We start from the raw sequence: 19,351 nt of genomic DNA, 5'->3' as shown, positions 1-19,351 counted from the left end.
GCAACCTGTTTAAGGCTACTCGCTTTGTTCATGAAATTTCTATTTTAAAGTTGTAAATAAATAATCTCCGGTATTTACTGTTTTTGCGTCAGTCAACAATACATCTGTATATTCTTTTGAGTTTAAGACAACGACAAGTACTAATGTTTCATATCCAGCAGCTTTAATTGCTTCAATATCAAATTGAATTAATTCTTGGCCGGCTAATACTTTATCACCTTTTGCGACTAACTTGGTAAATCCTTTACCATCTAATTCAACAGTATCAATTCCGATATGGATCAAAATTTCTGCACCCATGTCCGTTTTGATGCCAATTGCATGACCAGTTTCAAAAATTGAAGCAACTGTACCATTAGCTGGTGCTTTTACCACACCAATTTTTGGGTCAATAACAATTCCTTTACCCATTACACCTGATGCAAATACTTCATCAGCTGCCTCTGATAATGGCATTACTGACCCTGTAACTGGGCTTGCAACGATTTCTTCGTTTGCACCCTCATCAACTAAGCCTGAGTCTGCAACAACTGTTTCTGTTGTTTTTTCTTCAGTGGCTTTTTCTTCGTTACCTTCTTTATTTAATAGTGGTACTGGCATAAACATTTGTACTGTGAAAGCAACAACCACTGCGATTAAGTAGGCAATAATACTATTCCAGAAGGCACTACCAAATTCACCTTCAGGCGTAATGGTATTGAATACTGAGAAGATACCCAAACCACCTGTACGATAAGAGACTACATTATTTAAACCTAACCATGCACCACCAACCGCATTACCGATTAAGGCATAGATGAATGGACGACGTAACGGTAACATTAAACCATAGATTGCAGGTTCTGAAACCCCGAATGTTACTGATAATGCAGATGGGATGGCAATTTGTTTTACTTTCGTTTCTTTGGCTTTAACGATTAATGCTAATAGCACACCTAATACACCGAATGTTGAAATTTGCATTGCTGGGCCAAGTGTATTCACACCTGTTTCGGCTAATAATAAGTATGAGATTGGGATAATACCCCAGTGTAATCCAAAGATTACTAAAATTTGCCATGCAACTGCTAATACGATTGCAGATAAGACTGGAGAGAAGTTGTTGATTGATGTAAATCCTAATCCTACTAAATCAGCAAGTACATTGGCGATTGGTCCAATAACCATAATTGAAATTGGGAAAGAAATTAACACAGTCAAGAATGGTGTTAAGAATGAGGATACCAATTTTGGCATCCAAGATTTCACTCATTTTTCAACCTTAGAACCAAACCATACGGAAGCGATGATTGGAATAATGGATGAGTAGTAGCCACCACCAGGTAGTAAGGCAGGAATACCTAACACATTAAAGAAAGAATCCAATTGGAATGCTGTTCCTTCAAACAGTACTTGTTGAACTTCACCTGTCGTGATTTCACGAATTGATGGGTGTAGGAAACCAACAACAATTGCTAAAGCGGTAAATTCGTTCATTTTAAATTTACTGGCTGCAGTTAATCCAACCATAATTGGTAAGAATTGGAAGAAACCATCACCAGCTGCATTTAAAATAAATACTAAACCTGAATTATCAGCTTTTAAGCCAAATGCACCAAGTAAGGCAACCAAACCTTTAATCATACCTGTAGCAGCGAGTGCCATTAGGAAGGGTTGGAAAACACCTGAAATGAAATCAATGAATTTATCTAGTAGACTTCTGTGATCTTCTTGTTGCGAATCATCCGGTTGAGATCCATCTAAATTCGTTTGATTCATAATTTCTTGATACACATCGGCTACTTGCTCACCAATCACGACTTGATATTGACCTGAAGCCTTCACCACAGTTACAACACCATCTAGATTCTTAATCACATCATCATTTGCTTTCGATTCGTCTTTTAAATTAAAACGTAAACGAGTGACACAGTGACGTAATCCAGCAACGTTCTCTTCGCCCCCAACATTTTTGATAATGTCTTTACTCAATTGTTCATACGAAATTTTTGCCATAATGCTCCTCCTTCATTTAAAACCCTATTAATGAATCATTATTCACCTTGCGTTAAACGTTCAATATGAATGGTTAGATAAACTTGCTCTTCTTTACCAATCGCATAATGATATTATCTTGGATAAAATCACTTACTTTTGCACTTGCCTTAAATGCCTCAGGGTAAGAACGTTGCACTTGCTCAAATAAGAAATCATCATTCTTGCCCTTATATGCAGCATTGCTGACCACCCTCTCACCGAAAAATTGTAAATGCGTAACGAAACGTGAGAAAAAGATAGAATCTTCATCAAATTTTTGGCCGAAATGTAACTCTACGATATGTAAAATATCTTCAATAATCTGCGTGATGCGGAAGGTTTCCCCAATATCGCTAGCTTGTTTACTTGCATTAATCAAATGCAATGCGATTGAAGCCGCTTCTGAATCATCCATTTGCATATCTAAATCATCTTCAATCATTTGCACAGCTCTTTGACCGACGCGATACTCTCGTTTGTAGAGTCTTTTCAAATTCCATGCTAGCGAATTACCGATAATTTCATTGCGTTCATATCTTTCAATTGCAAATTGAATATGATCCGCTAATGTCACAAATAAATTTGCTGAGTAGGTTTCGCCTAGTTCATCTTCCGCATAGGCAATAATTTTATTGACGACTTGTATTTCAGCAGAAGATAATTTCTCAAATAGATTTGAGATGGGGTAATTCTGTTCAGGAAGAATAAATGTCTTTTCTGCCTTTGCTAAATCTACCTTATCTCCTACCTGTTTTTGGAAACCTACGCCCTTACCAATAATGATCACTTCATCACTATTATCATCTAATGCTTGTACGGCACTATTATTTAAAACTTTAAGAATTTTCAACACTGACCTCCTTAAAATATTTAGGATCTATGCTTATTCTATTGATATGCACCCTCTCTTTATAAACAAAAAAACCCAGACCATACCGACAGTGACACTAAGTCCTGAAGTATATAGTCTAGGTTTTGCCTGATTTAACAGTAACAATCCAATGAACATGTAAGCCTTTTCAAATATAAGGATAAACTATTTTTATATTTTTGACAAGGACTAAATGAAAATTTTCTTAATATTTGTTAAAAATGCAACATCATTTCAACATGAGGAATACCATCCTCCATAAATTCTTCTGATGAAACAAGGAAACCCTCACGCTCGTAAAAACCAATGGCAGAGGTTTGGGCTTCAATATAGATTTTGCTGGGATGCATTTGTTCTTTAATGATATGTATGCCATCTTGTAGTAATCGTCCACCTAATCCTTGCCCGTGTTGACGAGTTAAGACACGTCCCATTTGGACCATTCCATCTGTTTTTTTGAAGGCTCTTAGATAAGCTAATATTTGCCCTTTTTCCTCAATAAAGATATGGATACTTTCCTGGTCTTTGCCGTCGATGTCTTGATAGACACAGTTTTGCTCCACGACAAAAATCTCAGACCGTACGCGTAGGATTTCTTATAATTCACTGGTGGTTAATTGATCAAAATATTTGGCGATTAGTTGCATTTGTTTAACTCCTCGCATCATCAATAATTGTTTCTAGTATAGCATTCGCACTATTTTTTATACATTTTATGATTGATTCAAAAAAATATTAAGCCCTTTCATTACCATATAGTTTGAATTTTTCGAGACCTTCATATAACATAAAGTGTATACAAAGGAGGATTCTATGAAAAAGACACTTTTATTAATAGCTTCTATTTTTGCTTTAGCAGCCTGTGGCAACACCAGCACTACTGAAGAAGAACAATCAAGTGCCCCAGTATCAGAACAGGTTTCTGAAGAATCAACAAGCTCCGAAGTAAGTTCATCAGCCTCAAGCACTGATGACGATAGCGATGACACTAGTGACGATGACGCAGATGATGCATCCGGCGATGACGATGCTGACGACGGCTCAGACGACGACAGTGACGACAATAACTAATTCATGTCTCTAACGCTACAAATTTGATCATACAAATTAAGAAAGCCTGGAAATTTCATATGAAAATTCCGGGTTTTTTCTATATATATACTTAACTTAAAATATATTGTTTGCTATAATGAATTTAGGAAATTAATTTATAAGTTATTTAGATTAGTTGATAAAGCATGTACATAATAGAAAGGAATTAATGATGACACCTAAAATTAAGTTCTGTGCCCTAGCTGCAGTTATTGTTTTCGCATTTGTATTCATTAGAAATAATGGATTTGTTGGTTCTTTAATCGCGGCAGCAATTAGTTTCGTCTTCTTCTACCTGATTCTTATATATGCCCAAAAGAAAAATCCTAAAGAATACGATGAGTTCATGAATAAGTTTAAGTAATTTATATTGATGACATTTTTAATGTACAACCTATATTTTTAATCTATACAGATTTTCTAAGATTATACAAAAAAGACCTAGAAGCCTTTTAAATAAAGGCTTCTAGGTCTTTTCGATTAGATATATCCTTTAAAAACGGATCTCATTTTTACAACTCTTTTAATTGTTTCATCCATTAGCTCAGGATAATTTCCCTGTTTATTAAAATTTAATCCTGAAATATAAGATTTAATTCGAGAAACTTTTTTGCCATCCAAACGTTGCCAGATTAGTTTTAATCCTAATTTTGATTCAATTTCATCTTTATGAGATAGTAATTCATCAAATAATTCCTTATTGTCACTGATATACAGTTCAACGCCAATTGAACCATTTTTATTTACTAACGTAATACTAAGATGAGCTTCACTAGTTCCTACAGCGACATCATACCAATGATCCGTTGTAGCTTTTCGAGGATTGAAAGGTTTACCATTTTCTACTAAAACGCGATTAAACTCTGTCCAGAAATTTAATCTTTCTGACTCTGTTTTAGATAACTCACTTTCCTTATTACTTTTAGTACTCTTTATGAAATCATTTGGTTTTTCAACAACTTTAAACATCGGTGCGGGCAAAGAGTCATCAATTTTAAATGCCTTAATTTCTAGTAGGAAAAAGGATATTTCTTTTACCATGTTATTATTGAGCCATTCAATTGCACTTTTATGTTCTTCTCTTGCTTCTTTAACAATCCAAACAATTACATCAGCATCTAATCCTGAAGCATATGTAATGATTTTACCTAAACGATCATGATTGGTAGTTTCTAGCTGGTTTTCAATAATCACTTTAACACCCGTAGTTTCATCAACCGCCACCAAATCACAACGATAAGACCCGACATACACCTCTTTATCAATATCAGTAAGTGTTAACCCGATCGTTTCATTCAGTAAATCAATATTTTCTTCTTGTGATAACCAACTGGAAAAATCATACTGTTCATGTACCCATAATTCTCTAATATTGACTTCTTCTAATCTACTTAATTTTATGTCAGTACCCATCTGCTTCTCCTATAACTGATTAGTCTATTAAAATTATCCACGATTTATTATTCTCTACAACCTATCATATATGGTCTTATTTGATAAAATCAAATAAATTTAAAACAAATTGCTTGGGATATTATTGAATTCAGTGCTGCTATACCTATAATATGGATATAGAATTGAAATTACCAAAAATGTATAAGCTAAAAACGAATGTAACTACATTTGTTTCCTTACACAAAAATGACTTAGGTGTTGGTCTTGAACAAAAATTTTGTAGCAAGCAGGTCTAAAATAGACTCTTTTATATCAAAATTCTTCTATCACAGTAATTTGAAAGGATTTGGTAATGATGTTAATTTATCCAGCAACTTTTGAAAAAGATGGAAAGTATTTCTTAGTTTCATTTCCTGATATCCCAGAAGCTATGACTCAAGGTGAAACTATGGAAGAAGCGTACGATATGGCTTTAGAGGTTTTAGAATTGGCTTTAGAAGATAAAACAGAATTACCTAAACCTAGCTCAGTGGAATCAGTACAAACTTCTTTTCCTGACACCACCGTCGCGCTAATTAGTATTGATCTTACGGCAAATCGCCGGAAATAACATTCTATAACAAATCAAAAAAAGTTATTATACCTGAATGGCTTAGTAATATAGCTCAAGAAGAAAATATCAATTTCCACAAACATTAACCGAAGCATTAAAATCAAAACTTGGCGTTTGATCAATTTTATTGTAACTTGAATTTTTCACATTCCGAATAGCATCTTACACTTACGACAAATTTGCATTCACTATTCTTCAATATACCTCAAAAAGACCTAGAATCCTTTTAAACAAAGGGTTCTAGGTCTTTCAATTTTATTCCCATTCAATAGTCGCAGGTGGCTTAGAGGTAATATCTAAGACGACGCGGTTGATGTGGCTACATTCGTTTACGATACGTTTAGAGATTACGTCTAATACGTCGTAAGGGATACGTGCCCATTCAGATGTCATACCATCGATTGATGTTACGGCACGGATACCGATTGTGTAATCATAAGTACGTTCGTCACCCATAACACCTACTGATTTGAAACCAGGTAATACAGTGAAGTATTGCCAAATGTCGCCTTCAAGGCCGTTCTTAGCGATTTCTTCGCGTAAGATGGCATCAGATTCGCGGACGATTTCAAGTTTTTCAGGTGTTACTTCGCCGATGATACGGATAGCTAAACCAGGACCTGGGAATGGTTGGCGCCAAACAATATCATGAGGCATACCTAATTCTGTACCTACTGCACGAACTTCATCTTTAAATAAGGTATTTAAAGGTTCAATTAGTGAGAAAGTCATGTCTTCAGGAAGTCCACCAACGTTATGGTGAGATTTGATTGTTTGCGCTGTTTCAGTACCAGATTCAATCACATCTGTATATAAAGTACCTTGTGCTAAATAATCAACGTCTTTGATTTTTTGTGCTTCGTCATCGAATACGTAAACGAATTCGTTACCGATGATTTTACGTTTTTTCTCTGGGTCAGAAACACCAGCTAATTTGTCTAGGAAGCGATCTTGTGCATCTACTTTGATGATGTTTAAACCAAATTTACCGCCTAATGTGTCCATTACTTGTTCTGCTTCATTTTTACGTAATAAACCATGATCAACGAAGATACATGTTAATTGGTCACCGATGGCTTTTTGTAATAAAACACCAACAACTGATGAGTCTACCCCACCAGAAAGGCCTAATAATACTTTACCGTCGCCAACTAATTGACGGATTTCTTTGATTTTAATATCAATGAAGTCAGCCATAGTCCATGAACCGCTGGCACCACAGATATCAAATACAAAGTTACGTAACATATCAGTACCATGCACTGAAGCACGAACTTCTGGATGGAATTGGAAACCATAGAAGCGTTTTTCTGGGTTTTCAAAGGCTGCAACTGGACTGTTTTCGCCGTGAGCAGTTACTTGGAAACCTTCAGGAATTTCTTCGATACGGTCAGAATGGCTCATTAAGACCATTTCTTCTTTTTCTAAACCAGCAAAAATTGGTGATCCTGTTTTATCGATAATTAATGGTTGTTGACCATATTCACGTTTATCTGAACGCGCAACGACCCCACCATTTTTGAAGGTCATTAGTTGCATACCGTAGCAAATACCTAAAACAGGAATGCCTAATTCAAATACTGCGTCATCAATAGAGAATGCGCCGTCTGCATATACAGACATAGGTCCACCAGATAAGATGATACCTTTCACGTTACCTTTAGCCATGATTTCTTCTGCAGTTAATCTATGAGACAACAGTTCTGAATACACGCCTAGTTCACGAATACGTCTTGTAATCAATTGGTTATATTGACTACCGTAATCAAGTACAATGATCTTTTCGATATCTTGCATTGATTGTTGGACACTCATGTTTTCACTTCCTTTTTCGAATTTCTAATCTATTCTAACAAAGAATATTTGTGATTACTAGGATTTTTTTGTAAAAATCAAAATATTGTTCGGATTTTACTAGATTACTCTTAATAATTTGCTAAATTTGTCCATAAATCGCAATCTAGGCTGATTCTAGGCACTTTATTGTTTATAATAGTATGGAATAGGAGTGACGTTTGAATGAAGAAAGCGACTGGCACAGCCAACGGGAAAATAATTATTATCGGGGAACATGCGGTTGTGCATGGCTACCCTTCAGTAGCGCTACCCTTTCGTGCGGTAGAAATGACCGTTACCGTTCAACAAACGAAAGGTAATGCTTATTTAGAGAGTGATTTATATGAAGGACCACTCCACCAAGCACCAAATGACTTGCAAAATTTACTTGCTGTATACGATCAATTGCGCGCAGACTTAATGCAACAAGACCAAAGTCACTGGCATATCCATATCCACTCTTCTATCCCTGCAGAACGTGGTATGGGGTCCTCAGCGGCCATGGCAACAGCCTTGGTGCGGGCTTTCTACAATTATTATGACTTACCCTTAGACGACGAATTACTATTAAAATACGTCGATTTATCCGAAAAAATCAGCCACGGCAATCCTTCAGGTTTGGATGCACGCGTTGCTGGCTTAGGTTTGCCTTTAATCTATCAAAAGAACAAGCCTATCCAACCAAGCCGCTTCGCCACACCTTACTGTCTTGTTGTAGCTGACACTGGCATACACGGCAACACAAAAGACGCCGTAACCTATATCGGCAATGCCCTAAATTCACCATTTATCACTCGCCGTCAAGCGGTATCAGATGCCCTAGGTCGACTAGGCCAAGCTGCTGAACAATTGATTGCCATGCTTGGACGTGACGATGCCTTTTTAGCATCAGAAGCAGGCTATCAAGGGATTTCTGAGACTTTTAAGGTAGCGCATAAAGAATTACGTGCCTTGCAAGTATCGAGTCCGGAGCTGGAAGCTGGGGTCGCTTACGCGGAAGCCCATGGAGCGGGCGCGGCCAAATTAACTGGTGGTGGACGCGGTGGTTGTTATTTTGCCATTTGCCAAAACCAAGCGGATGCAGACCGATTAGCGCATGAATTACAGCAAGAAAATTTAGCGGTTGCGACTTGGGTTGTACCATTTCGCAGTGAAAGTGTCTAATTTGGCTTGTCTGTAAGCGAAATTGTGCGAAATCAGTTATAATACTTGTAAGAATATTTTTAAGGAGAGTCACGATGACAGAATATCAAGGCGCCTATCGTGCGCACACAAATATAGCCTTAATCAAATATTGGGGAAAAGCGGATGCAGATTTATTTATTCCGACAACATCAAGTTTATCACTGACTTTAAATGCCCTTTATACCGATACGCGGGTAACATTTTCTAGTGATTACGAGGCTGATTCTTTTGCCTTAAATGGCGAAGAAAAAAGCGCCGAAGAAGTAGCAAAAATTTCAAAATTTTTGGACTTGTTCCGAACTGAAGCTGATGTAGATTTTAAAGCACGCGTTGAAAGTATTAACCATGTACCAACAGCTGCTGGGTTAGCCTCATCATCTTCAGCTTTTTCGGCTTTAGCAGCGGCTAGTCGCCAAGCTTTGCAACTAAACCATATTTCTGACCAAGAATTGTCAACCTATGCCCGTCGAGGTTCAGGTTCAGCAACGCGCTCGATTTTTGGTGGTTTTGTCGAATGGCAAAAAGGAACGAAGAGTGAGAACTCTATGGCTGTCAAAATTGATGATGCAACCTGGGATATTGGGATGGTGATCATGACCATCAATACCAAGGAAAAACGTGTGTCATCTCGTAAAGGAATGGCACATACTTTGAAGACATCGCCTTTTTATCCAGAATGGGTACGTCAAAATAAAATTGATTTGGCACGTATTAAGGATGCGATTGAAGCACAAGACTTTATTTTACTAGGTGAAATAGCGGAAGCCAATGCCATGCGTATGCATGCAACAACTATGGCAGCTGATCCATCATTTACCTATTTTGAACCGGCAACAATCAAAGCCATTCAAGCGGTGCAAGATTTACGTGCATCCGGTATCCCGGCTTACTATACAATTGATGCAGGACCGAATGTCAAAGTCCTTTGTCGTGCAAGCCAAATGAACCAAGTGGAAGCATTCTTGGCAAATCAATTTGAAGACATGCAATTTATCAAAACGACACCGGGACCAGGTATTCAGCAGTTAGACAGATGGGAGTGATCGTATGGCACAAGCGCAAAGTGAAGTAAATAATCATAGCGACAATACGGTAACCGTATCTGTCCCTGGTAAATTGTTTTTAGCGGGTGAATATGCTGTTGTGCATTCGGGTCAAGCGGCCATTATTACAACAGTGGATGCCTTTTTACACCTATCATTACGCCCTGTTGAAGGTAATGTCGGACATTTAACGACAAATCAAGCGGATCACGCGATTAATTGGCATTATGACCATGATGGACGTGTGGTAAGTGAAGATGCGGCTGCGGAAGAATTTCCATTATTGTGGCAAGCAATTCAAACGGTGAATTTGTTGGCGATTGAGCGCGGCATTTTTTCTGCGTCTAATCCCCCACTATTTGATATTGAAATTAAATCTGAACTAGATGCGGCTGATGGTACCAAGTATGGCTTAGGCTCATCTGGTGCGGTTTCAGTTGCCCTCGTTTCAGCTTTAATGACGCAATATGATTTGTATAAGGATTTAACGGAATCGCAACGGGTTTATCAAGTCTATAAATTAGTCGCTATCACCCAATATCGTTTAGGTATGATGGGTTCTTTAGGAGACGTTGCAGCTTCAGCACATACTGGGGTTATTTATTATCAAAACTTCGACCGCGATTGGTTTGATGCACAGGCCAAAGAAACAGGTGCTGACATTGTAGCCTTGTTGGAAAATATTTGGCCTGATTTAATGATTGAACCATTACCAATTGACCCTGACTGGACCCTATCTGTGGTTTGGACTAAGGAAAAAGCATCAACGGAGGAATTGCTGAAATTAATTCCTGAACATGTCCCTGAAACGGAACTAGCTGAAATCTTGAAAACCTTTAAACAATATGCAAAACTTCAAGTCTTGATGGCCAAAGCTGCCATTCAAATGAATGACTGGAAATTATTTAAATCAGCCATTAGCGATAACTATGACACGATTTTGCATTATACCCGCGCTTTAGATAAACCTTATTTAACGAAGAGTTTCAAAAAAGCCATTAGCTTGGTGACGCAAGATCATTCAGTAGCCAAAATTTCTGGTGCAGGCGCAGGTGACTGTGCCTACGCCATTTCGAACAGCCCAGCAAGTGCCGACCAAGTGCAAGCCATCTGGCGCAACAACGCCCTTGTCGTCCTACCATTTGCTTTCTGGGAACGAACACATAAGGAGTAATCATATGAACCGTAAAGATGCCCATGTGCATAACGCGATTATGCAGTATAGCGAAAAGGAGACCGATTTCGAATCCATTCGCTTCGTGCACCCGTCGTTATCTCATCAAGAATTCAATAGCATTGACCTTTCAACCACTATTTTTGACCGGAAGTTTGATCGCCCCTTCTATATTAATGCCATGTCTGGTGGGTCAGCTTGGACCAAAAAAATTAATGCCATGCTTGCTGAAGTGGCGCGTGAAACGCATTTACCAATGGCACCCGGCTCAGTTTCTGCAGCTTTAAAGGATCCAAGCGTAGCGGATTCATATACCGTAATTCGTGACGTCAATCCTAATGGTTTTATTATGGCCAACCTTGGTGCGGACAAAACCTTAGAAGATGCCAAACGTGCGGTTGATTTGCTTGAAGCTGATGCTTTTCAAATTCACTTAAATACACCCCAAGAGATTGTCATGCCTGAAGGTGACCGTGATTTTCGCAAGTTGGAAGATAACATCGTGTCCATTGTTGAAGGTCTAGATATTCCAGTGATGGTGAAGGAAACTGGTTTCGGTATGTCTTACCAAACCATGCACCACTTGCAATCGCTTGGAGTACGTACGATTGACGTTTCAGGTACGGGTGGTACCAATTTCGCCGACATCGAAAATGCACGCCGAGAGAACAAAGAATTTGCCTATATGACTGACTGGGGTCAATCAACAGCTATTTCCCTACTTGAAGCCCAACCTTTGATGAATCAAACAACAATTCTAGCATCCGGTGGTGTGAAAAATCCGATGCATATACTAAAATCATTAGCCTTAGGTGCTTCTGCAGTCGGTATGTCCGTGCAATTCTTGCATGGTGTCTTGACTAAAGGCGTGCCCGCAACGATTAAAATGGTTGAGGAATACGATGAACAATTACGTTTATTGATGATGGTGTTAGATTGTCAAAACATTGATGACCTTTTGAACACAGACCTCATTATTTCCGGCAAACCAGCCGAATGGTCACGTCTTCGCCGTATCAACATCGAATACTTCGCATCACGTAGCCAAAGCAAATAAATAATAGAGTGCGACAAAAATCGCTAAGCTTTGAACCGTTGGAAGAAAATGAACGTAAAGCCCGTACTTTGGGATTTACGGATTTTTCTGAAACGCAGTCAAAGCTGATTTTTGGAGCAGGTTTTAACAGAGTGCGACAAAAATCGCTAAGGCAGCTCGGTAGCTATGCTATGGGGCTGCTTTTTTGTGGAAATTCAAATATGGAAACGCATATTTGAAAAAATTGGCATAAAAATCAAATATGGCATTTCATTCTCTAAAAATTGGCGGAAAATTCTAGTATCGATTTCCATACTATAAAAATCGCTGAAAAATTCTAATATGGATTTTCATATTTGATACATGTAAAATCGCTCTAAAATATGAAGTTTCATATTTGAAAAAATACAGCAAATTATCAAATATGAAATACCATTCTTGAGAAAATCCCAAAATTTTCGAGAATGGCCATGTCATTCTTGAATATCCTAAATTGAAGTAATCGAATGGAAAGCTTTGGCGCGCCAAAGCCCCCTCCCAAATCATAAAAAGAACCTGAAAGCCTCAAAGCTTTCAGGTTCTTTCAGTATGAATTACTATTATTTAGATACTTTTGCGTGGGCGTGTTGTACAAAACGTAAGCCCATACCCAAACCAAAGGTAATGTCTTGGCCAGAAGTGTGCCATCCTTGCATGATGTCACTAATCCCTTTTGACAAGGCTTCTGTTAAGTCGTCCTCTGTCATTTGATTGGCGTCTTTGCAGATTGCATAGATGCGACATATTGGATTTGAAAAATAGTCCTCAGCACCTGTTAAGAGATAGGCGCGACTAATATCGGTTGTTGATAAGGGACTTTCTTGTAATTGATCAGATAAGTCTTCTGCGCGAAATACGGCAAACAATTTCATGATAGCTAGGTAACCGACTAACATGTCGTCACCTGATGGCGTTAAACCACGGCCACGACCGATAAGATAATGGATTACTTTGTCCCAATCAATGGCTTGGTTATCTACTTGTTCTAGCATGTGTTGGATTGCTTGGAATTGTGCTTCGTCTGTATTCAAGCCCACGCTTATGCCCTCAGCGGCATCTTGGTAAGCGTTCATGAAGCTGTTTAAGAGGTGTTGTGAGTATGGCAGAGCATGTAGTCGTTGATCGACTTTTGAGGCTTTGTAAGCAAAGGTTTGGCTGCTCTTTTTCCCATAAAAGGTTATATCAGCATCTGTGATACGGACACGGTTGCCTATTTCGATGCAGGGGCTGATGGTTTCAAAGTCTTCTGGAGACATGTAGGCGCCAAACCCTGCGATGTAACGTTGATAACAGCCAAAGTGCATGAGCTGGTTCTTGACCTGAACGATGAAGGAACCATCAAATTTACTATGGATGTGACCCATGCGGCCAAATTTATTAAGGGGATAGACCAAGGAACTCACTGTCAACATAATGGGGGTAGCTTGTAATTCGCCCATACGTCACCTCTACTTTCGTGTAATACAATTGTATCTTTGAATCGTGTACTTCTCTAATTGTATTATAACTGGAAATTTATAAAATAACTTGTGAAATATCACTTATGCTACAAAAAAAGTACCAATTCAATACAGAATCGGTACTTATTGTATTTATGTGGGAACTTCATGACATCATTTAACGTTTCTGAATAGAAAATACCGATCTCAACCAAACAAAAAAGCTGATGCAATCGCACCAGCTTACAATTCAAATTAAATAAAAATCATGTACATAATAGCCATAGCGCCGACACCCGCAACAATTGTTTTGATGATGTCTCTGAGATAATAGGCAACAATAATAGAAATTACTGTTGGAATTAATTTGATATTCTCTAAAACGTTCAAGTTGAATTGGCCATCCCAGAAGAATACGTCTGTACAAATCATTGCCGTGAAGATGATCACTGGCAGAAATGACATGGTTTTATAAACAATTGGCGATATATTGGCATTACGCATGACCAAGCCTGGAACCACGCGTAAAGCTGTACAGGTCAACCCTAATATAATAATAAATAATGTCATCTACTAGGCCTCCTATACAACACGGTGATTTTCTTGGCGTTTTAAGAAATAAAATACGATAGCTAAAGCAATTGCTGTCACCATGATAATGACATATGATGATTGGAAAATCATCATCAAGACAATTGATATCAAGCCTGTACCAAGCATGGACGACAACATCATGCGGTTGCCAATATTCGGTACCAAAATACCAATGAACATAGCGACCATCACAAAGTTAGAAATTACACCAGGTATTTCAATAAATGTCCCAAATAATGCACCCATTGCAGTAAAAATAGCCCATGACAACCATGTAGATGTCGCAACAAATAAGGCATCATTAATCATCCACGGATGGGCTTCATCCGAATCTCTTAAATTCACAATATTCACAGCGTAAGATTCATCTGCAGTCATATAATTTAGCCATGCTGCTTTGAAACGTGGCACTGTTTTCAAATAAGGTGCTAAGGAAACACTGTAAAGTCCTTGTCTTGAACTCAATAATAGGACTGAAATAAATACCTCAAATAAGTTCGCATCTTGAGCGAGTAAGGCCGCCGCAAGGAATTGCGAGGAACCACCAAACACTAGGGTACTCATTAAAACAACTTGCCACCATGCTAATCCTACATCACTTAATAATAAGCCACATGCTAGTCCAACCGGCAAATAACCAATGACAATCGGCATAGAGAATTTCCACCGACTGACCGATACATCTTGCATTCATTCTACCTCCACCCTATGTTTTGAAAAAATTACGAGCTAACGATTAATTTCACGATGATAATCCATAAACTTGCGAATGAAATTATAAGGATCCATCAAACCAATTTGACGTGCAAATACATATAAATTCGATTCACTTAGGAAGGCTTTTTGAATGAGACGATGGTCCGTTGCGACACGAATTGGTTTCGTATCCGCAATTAATTCACCTTCTGACAATACCCATGTTTGACGGGTAAATTCCAAAATCAAGTCCATATTATGGGTATTGATAATAATCGCAATCTTACGTTCTTGATTAATTTGATATAAATATTGCATAAATTCATTGTAATGATGGAAGTCTTGGCCTTCAGATGGCTCATCAATAATTAGTAATGATGGCTTATTCACTAAGGCTGAAGATAACATGACACGTTTTTGTTGGCCAAATGACAATTGACCAATACGCATTTCCGCAGCGTACATGAGACCTGTTGTCTTCAAGGATTCGCGAATCACTTGTGCAGCCTCTTCTTCACTGTAGTTACATCGTTGCGCAATATCACGTAGATATTCGTTGACGGTGAAACCAATAATTCTTTGATCGATATTTTGTTGGATATAGACGGTTTCATTTTTCATGTGGCACAAGTTGTCTGTTGTGACTTCTTCGCCGTGCCAGAATACTTTGCCTTCATCCGGAACAATGTTACCATCCATAATTTGCCCTAAGGTTGACTTGCCAGAACCATTTTTCCCAACAATAGAAATCATATCCCCTTCGTAAACTTCCGTGGATACATTGGTCAGGGTTGAACGTTCGCGGCCCGGATAGGTATACGATACGTTTTCAAGCGTTAAAATAGCCTTGTCACTTCGACGTTGGACAAAATTTGGTACCGTCAGCAGCCATGACTCAACTGTACGTTTTAGGTCAGGACCATGTACATAATTGACGTTTGAAATGTTGCGTAGCTTTTCTAATGGATAGCCGGTATAACGGATGGCAGACACATAAGATGGCTCACCCACGCCAAGCGAGTTTAGGATATTACGTTTCAATAATTTCTCTGGATCGCCGTCAAAAATAACTCGGCCTTCTGATAAGACAATGACACGATCAACTGGACGGGATAAGACTTCTTCAATGCGGTATTCTACCATCACAATTGTGGCATCCGTATTATGATGAATATCATCCACCAAATCGATAAAGACTTGTCCGGCACGTGGCGCTAGATTGGCTAAGGGCTCATCAAAAATAAAGACAGATTGGTCATAGTTGACATTGTTGACAAAATTTTGAATGTCGCGTTGGCCTTCTGATAAATCTTCAAATTTTAAATTGGCGTCTGAGGGATGCTCTAAAATACGACGTTTTAATTCCTCTGAAAAATTAGGCACATAGTCACTTGAACGTTTGCGACCATTGGTAATCGTCGTTGCTTCTTCTAGATGATGATCCACCGCGTCTGCCATGATGGTGGCATCCATAGTTTCCATATCTAAATCGAATTTAACGATTTCGCCTTCATATTCACCAGGGAATTCATCTGTCCCAAGTTTGCCACGTAGTGCGCGCACTAAAGTGGATTTACCTGAGGCATTGGCACCGATAATCAGGACTTTTTCCCCACGATAAAAGGTTAAATTAATATTTTTTAGGGCACGTCTACCAGCACCATCATAGGTAAACGATACACCTTTAAATTGCATCCAAGGATTGGACATATAATGAATGCCCCTTTCAATTAAATTTATTTGTTTATCTTCTAAAAAATTGTATATCCTGATATGCGGCCTTATTGATGTTCAAAACCATCATCTACGACATCATATTTTGTACGTTTTCCTAAAATCCTAACTTCAGGTTCTAGCAGTACATTGTCTTTTTTATAAATCGTTTCTTGAATAAAGTGAATCATATTTATATAATCTGTTGCACTCGCACCACCGATGTTGATAATAAACCCGGCATGTTTCTTAGAGATTTGAGCACCACCGATTGTATAGCCTTGCAAGCCGGCTTCTTGGATCAGCTTACCAGTATAGTGGCCTTCAGGTCGTTTGAACACTGAACCACATGATGGGTACTCAAGCGGTTGTTTTGACTCACGAGCTTCAGTCAGCTCAGCCATTGTCGCTTGAATTGTGTCGTAATCGCCTGCTTGTAATTTGAAACGTGCTTCAACCACGATATCACCAGATTCTTGTAAATCTGAATAACGGTATGCCAATTTCAAATCTTCGTTACTGATTGTGTAAAAACGACCAGCCTTAGATACAACATCAATTTCTACCAGTACTTCCGAAATTTCGCCGCCATAAGCACCGGCATTCATGTACACGGCACCACCAGTAGATCCTGGAATACCACAAGCAAACTCTAAGCCTGTTAAGCTTCTGTCACCTGCTTGGCGACTGACATCGATAATTTTACTACCGGCACCAGCCTTAATTTCATCACCTTCAAAAGAAATGTAGTCCATTTCAGTAAGCATTAGGACCACGCCGTAGACACCTTCATCTGAAATGATGACGTTACTTGAATTACCTAATACAAGTACGGGCTCATGTGCTTTATTGGCAAAACGGACAAGTGCTTTAATTTCTTCTGCTGTTTCTGGGAAAATGAGGACATCTGCCGGTCCACCAGTTTCCGTATATGTATAGTGTTTCAATGGTTCATTAAATTTCATATTGGCATTAGGAAATGCTCTACGCAAATCGTTTAAAAACATGTTGAATTACCCTTCCTGGTAATATATTTAGCATATAGAATCGAGAATAAGCGCTTATTGCTTTCTTCTCATAAAGTGCTAGTATAATCTAATTAATAATAACACATTTTACCGTATATTTACATTGCTATCACGTTCAATATTGCATGCTTGAATAATTATCGTCATGCATGTTATGATAAATTTTTAAGAAAGATTAAAACACATGTAAATTGTATGAAAGGATCTCTCATGAACACTATTCGACGTAATGCCTTAATGATGCTTGCCCTAACTTTTATCTATGCTGGTTTACAAGTTGGTCGTCCGGCTGCAGAAATTGCTTGGACCAATGTAACCCTAAGTATTTTAATTCCTATCGTAGCGATTATTTTTGCCTTTAATGAAAAAGACAACCGTTGGCGATGGACATTCATCACGCTTGAAGTGATTTTACTAATCGTCATGATTGCCATGGCTATTTTAAAATAAGGTTTTACTTAACTATAAAAGATAAATACCCTGTAAAAACGACGATATTTCGCTGTTTTTACAGGGTATTTCTTATGTCATTTTATTCAGCTTGATCAGTATTCTCCACATTTAAGCCCATTAAGACTAAATCATGGAATTGACCATCATGGTACATACCATTAGGTGTTTTCCCGATTTTTTCAAAACGATATTTTTCATATAAAGTTATAGCACGCATATTATCATTGCTTACTTCTAAGCGCAAGTAACGTAAAATTTCATTTTCAATGGCCCAATCAATCATATCTTCCATCATGACTTTAGATAAACCTAGACCCCAGAAACGACGTAAAATACTAATGCCAAGTTCCCCGACGTGGGCGATTTTTGCATGTTGTTCTGCACCAACACTAGCGACTCCAATAATATCATCGCCTAAACGGGCAATTAGTAAGCGGTTGTTTGGCGCATCTTCTAGCGATTTAATATAGCGCGTTTCTTGTTCTTGATTGATACCTAGACCTTCTGCACCAAAAGATAAGTAATCCGTTTCAGCCCCAACTTCTTTATAAAAATCGAGCAAGGCTTTAGCATCTTTCGGTAAGGCATCTGCTAAGGTAATTTCTAATTGTTCTTTTTTCATATTATTTCAATCCTTCTATTCCTTGACTAGGCAAAATCTTTGCTTAATTGCATCAACAAATCTTGCCCTGTGATGCCTTCACCTGTAACGGTCACTTGACGACTTGTTAACCCTGTACTTTCGATTTTAATCCATAGGTAATCCTCGGGTAAATTTTCTAACACGTATTGTGGCCACTCAATGATTGTAATGCCATCTCCGTTTAGATAGTCCTCTAAACCAACACTTTCCCCACCCGTTTCTTCTAAACGGTAGGCATCCATGTGATATAAAGGTACTGGCCCTTCTTCATACTCACGAATAATGGTATAAGTTGGACTTTTAATTGCTTGCTCGATGCCAAGGGCTTTTGCAAAATATTTGGTAAAAGTCGTTTTCCCCGCACCTAAATCGCCTTCAAGACAGATAATATCTCCAGCAGAAACCATTGTAGCGAGCGCAGTAGCAAATCTAGACGTATCTTCTTCACTTGCCCAATTGATTGTGATTGCCATCATACACCTCTT

Annotated in this window: 19 protein-coding genes and 1 pseudogene; 8 read left to right on the top strand and 12 right to left on the bottom strand. The window is 38.3% G+C overall.

The genetic code is table 11. From position 1 onward, the window contains the following. Window positions 1–39: 39 nt before the first annotated feature. The 3 genes and pseudogenes from EF384_RS09930 to EF384_RS01825 all read right to left on the bottom strand — a co-directional run bounded on the left by EF384_RS09930 (window position 40) and on the right by EF384_RS01825 (window position 3,450). Window positions 40–1,995: pseudogene (locus EF384_RS09930) on the bottom strand (beta-glucoside-specific PTS transporter subunit IIABC). Between the two features lie 73 nt (window positions 1,996–2,068). Beyond that, a complete protein-coding gene (locus EF384_RS01830; RefSeq protein WP_123779281.1) occupies window positions 2,069–2,866 on the bottom strand; it encodes a PRD domain-containing protein in 798 nt (265 codons plus the stop codon). A 236-nt stretch (window positions 2,867–3,102) separates the two neighbouring features. Then, window positions 3,103–3,450 carry a GNAT family N-acetyltransferase gene (locus tag EF384_RS01825; RefSeq protein ID WP_199729696.1) on the bottom strand — a complete coding sequence of 116 codons (348 nt, stop codon included), beginning with the start codon at window positions 3,448–3,450 and terminating at the stop codon, window positions 3,103–3,105. A 250-nt stretch (window positions 3,451–3,700) separates the two neighbouring features. On the opposite strand from EF384_RS01825, the gene EF384_RS09745 reads away from it, so the two are divergent. Both EF384_RS09745 and EF384_RS01815 read left to right on the top strand, forming a co-directional pair. Then, the gene (locus EF384_RS09745) at window positions 3,701–3,958 is read left to right on the top strand and encodes a hypothetical protein (RefSeq protein ID WP_199729695.1); all 258 of its coding nucleotides are present in this window, start codon (window positions 3,701–3,703) and stop codon (window positions 3,956–3,958) included. Window positions 3,959–4,148: 190 nt separating this feature from the next. Continuing rightward, a complete protein-coding gene (locus tag EF384_RS01815) occupies window positions 4,149–4,343 on the top strand; it encodes a hypothetical protein (RefSeq protein ID WP_123779280.1) in 195 nt (64 codons plus the stop codon). A 116-nt stretch (window positions 4,344–4,459) separates the two neighbouring features. Here the strand turns inward: EF384_RS01815 and EF384_RS01810 are convergent, their stop codons facing one another. Then, complete coding sequence (locus tag EF384_RS01810) at window positions 4,460–5,392, bottom strand: DUF4268 domain-containing protein (RefSeq protein WP_123779279.1); 933 nt, start codon at window positions 5,390–5,392, stop codon at window positions 4,460–4,462. 334 nt (window positions 5,393–5,726) lie between these two features. On the opposite strand from EF384_RS01810, the gene EF384_RS01805 reads away from it, so the two are divergent. Then, the gene (locus EF384_RS01805; protein WP_439647003.1) at window positions 5,727–5,984 is read left to right on the top strand and encodes a type II toxin-antitoxin system HicB family antitoxin; all 258 of its coding nucleotides are present in this window, start codon (window positions 5,727–5,729) and stop codon (window positions 5,982–5,984) included. A gap of 258 nt (window positions 5,985–6,242) precedes the next feature. Here EF384_RS01805 and guaA read toward each other — a convergent pair whose 3' ends face one another. Next, window positions 6,243–7,802, bottom strand: a complete 1,560-nt coding sequence (guaA, locus tag EF384_RS01800; protein ID WP_123779278.1) for a glutamine-hydrolyzing GMP synthase — start codon at window positions 7,800–7,802, stop codon at window positions 6,243–6,245. A gap of 204 nt (window positions 7,803–8,006) precedes the next feature. On the opposite strand from guaA, the gene mvk reads away from it, so the two are divergent. The 4 genes from mvk (at window position 8,007) to fni (ending at window position 12,282) form a co-directional block, all read left to right on the top strand. Next, window positions 8,007–8,987 carry a mevalonate kinase gene (gene mvk / locus EF384_RS01795; protein ID WP_123779277.1) on the top strand — a complete coding sequence of 327 codons (981 nt, stop codon included), beginning with the start codon at window positions 8,007–8,009 and terminating at the stop codon, window positions 8,985–8,987. 74 nt (window positions 8,988–9,061) lie between these two features. Next, the gene (mvaD, locus tag EF384_RS01790; RefSeq protein ID WP_123779276.1) at window positions 9,062–10,051 is read left to right on the top strand and encodes a diphosphomevalonate decarboxylase; all 990 of its coding nucleotides are present in this window, start codon (window positions 9,062–9,064) and stop codon (window positions 10,049–10,051) included. Between the two features lie 4 nt (window positions 10,052–10,055). Beyond that, entirely contained in the window at window positions 10,056–11,225 is a 1,170-nt protein-coding gene (locus tag EF384_RS01785; RefSeq protein WP_123779275.1) for a phosphomevalonate kinase, read from the top strand. 4 nt (window positions 11,226–11,229) lie between these two features. Further along, on the top strand, window positions 11,230–12,282 hold the full coding sequence (gene fni, locus EF384_RS01780; RefSeq protein ID WP_123779274.1) for a type 2 isopentenyl-diphosphate Delta-isomerase: 1,053 nt from the start codon (window positions 11,230–11,232) through the stop codon (window positions 12,280–12,282). Between the two features lie 578 nt (window positions 12,283–12,860). Here the strand turns inward: fni and EF384_RS01770 are convergent. From EF384_RS01770 to murB, 5 genes are all read right to left on the bottom strand, one after another. After that, window positions 12,861–13,739 (bottom strand): oxamate carbamoyltransferase subunit AllH family protein, encoded by an 879-nt coding sequence (locus EF384_RS01770; RefSeq protein WP_123779272.1) that lies wholly within the window; start codon window positions 13,737–13,739, stop codon window positions 12,861–12,863. Window positions 13,740–13,994: 255 nt separating this feature from the next. Further along, window positions 13,995–14,309 carry an AzlD domain-containing protein gene (locus tag EF384_RS01765; RefSeq protein ID WP_123779271.1) on the bottom strand — a complete coding sequence of 105 codons (315 nt, stop codon included), beginning with the start codon at window positions 14,307–14,309 and terminating at the stop codon, window positions 13,995–13,997. A gap of 12 nt (window positions 14,310–14,321) precedes the next feature. Further along, complete coding sequence (locus EF384_RS01760) at window positions 14,322–15,023, bottom strand: AzlC family ABC transporter permease (RefSeq protein WP_123779270.1); 702 nt, start codon at window positions 15,021–15,023, stop codon at window positions 14,322–14,324. A 39-nt stretch (window positions 15,024–15,062) separates the two neighbouring features. After that, window positions 15,063–16,739, bottom strand: a complete 1,677-nt coding sequence (locus tag EF384_RS01755; protein WP_123779269.1) for an ATP-binding cassette domain-containing protein — start codon at window positions 16,737–16,739, stop codon at window positions 15,063–15,065. A gap of 71 nt (window positions 16,740–16,810) precedes the next feature. After that, a complete protein-coding gene (gene murB / locus EF384_RS01750; RefSeq protein ID WP_123779268.1) occupies window positions 16,811–17,749 on the bottom strand; it encodes a UDP-N-acetylmuramate dehydrogenase in 939 nt (312 codons plus the stop codon). A gap of 231 nt (window positions 17,750–17,980) precedes the next feature. Here murB and EF384_RS01745 point away from each other — a divergent pair, with 231 nt between their 5' ends. Then, window positions 17,981–18,220, top strand: a complete 240-nt coding sequence (locus EF384_RS01745; protein WP_123779267.1) for a TraX protein — start codon at window positions 17,981–17,983, stop codon at window positions 18,218–18,220. Between the two features lie 82 nt (window positions 18,221–18,302). On the opposite strand, the gene EF384_RS01740 is transcribed toward EF384_RS01745, so the two are convergent. Further along, window positions 18,303–18,845 carry a GNAT family N-acetyltransferase gene (locus EF384_RS01740; protein ID WP_123779266.1) on the bottom strand — a complete coding sequence of 181 codons (543 nt, stop codon included), beginning with the start codon at window positions 18,843–18,845 and terminating at the stop codon, window positions 18,303–18,305. 26 nt (window positions 18,846–18,871) lie between these two features. After that, the gene (gene tsaE / locus EF384_RS01735) at window positions 18,872–19,339 is read right to left on the bottom strand and encodes a tRNA (adenosine(37)-N6)-threonylcarbamoyltransferase complex ATPase subunit type 1 TsaE (protein ID WP_123779265.1); all 468 of its coding nucleotides are present in this window, start codon (window positions 19,337–19,339) and stop codon (window positions 18,872–18,874) included. Window positions 19,340–19,351 lie beyond the last annotated feature (12 nt).

This window comes from Aerococcus agrisoli (genome assembly GCF_003797145.1).
Classification (GTDB): domain Bacteria; phylum Bacillota; class Bacilli; order Lactobacillales; family Aerococcaceae; genus Aerococcus; species Aerococcus agrisoli.
The sequence above is the reverse complement of the archived record's forward strand: the minus strand, read 5'-3'. Positions and strand labels throughout refer to the sequence as shown.